Annotated in this window: 1 protein-coding gene; it reads left to right on the top strand. The window is 63.1% G+C overall.

What is annotated here, in order from left to right:
• The coding region (locus KUO17_RS25820; RefSeq protein WP_217978387.1) for an RHS domain-containing protein at window positions 1-1,040 on the top strand (1,040 nt) is incomplete at both ends.

The following is a 1,040-nucleotide window of genomic DNA, read 5'->3' as shown; positions in this document are numbered from 1 at the left end:
GCCTGGGACCCGGCCGGGCGGCTGCAGGAGCAACTGCTGGGCAGCCACGACGGTAAGTCCACGTTGTTCAAGCGTCAGTACCAGTACGATACCGGCGGGCAACTGACCGATATCCACGACAGCCGACGCGGTCATCTGGCCTACCAGTACGACCCCGTGGGCCGGTTGTTACAGGCGACCAGTCGCCTCGGTGTGGAGACCTTCGCGTTCGACCCGGCGGGTAACCTGCTGGACGAGAAGACGCAGCAGATGCAGCGTCCGCTGGACCAGGACCCGAAGCGCAACAGGCTGATGGACAACCTGCTGCGTGAGTATGCCGGTACGCACTACAGCTATGACGAGCGCGGCAACCTCATGCACCGGCTGCACAACGGCGTACGGGCGCAGTTCACCTGGGACCTATTCGATCGGCTGGGCAGTTACAGCGATGACAAGCTCAAGGTGGAGTACAGCTACGACGCCCTCGGACGGCGGCTGCACAAGCATTCAGTTGCGCATTACTGGAACAAGCCGCAGGCCGGCACGGGCTGGAACCAGCTGGAACGGGCCAAGCGCCAGCGCGAGCTGGACTGTGGTTTTACGCTGTTTGGCTGGGACGGTGACACGCTGGCATGGGAAAGCTCACCGCCGCGTGATGAGGGCGATACCGGGCGCACGGTGCATTACCTGTATGAGCCGGGCAGCTTTGTGCCGGTGGCGCAGGCCTTGCGCAAGGGCCCGGTGCGGTTGCACAAGCAGCCTGACTGGAGCCAGCGCAGCTACGACTTCGACCAGGATCCGTTGTGGCAAACGCACATGGAACCGCAGGCGTTGGATGCGATTGCGTGGTACCAGTGCGATCATCTGGGCACGCCGATGGAACTGACCGACCACAATGGGGCGGTGGCGTGGACGGGGCAGTACAAGGCGTGGGGTGAGGTACGAGAGGAGCGCTCGGGTTGGGCGAAGCAGATCGGGCTGAGCAACCCGATACGGTTTCAGGGGCAGTATCACGACCGTGAGACTGGGCTGCATTACAACCGGTATCGGTACTATGATCC

It is taken from the genome of Pseudomonas aegrilactucae, assembly GCF_019168305.1.
In the GTDB taxonomy this organism is placed as follows: domain Bacteria; phylum Pseudomonadota; class Gammaproteobacteria; order Pseudomonadales; family Pseudomonadaceae; genus Aquipseudomonas; species Aquipseudomonas aegrilactucae.
The sequence above is the reverse complement of the archived record's forward strand: the minus strand, read 5'-3'. Positions and strand labels throughout refer to the sequence as shown.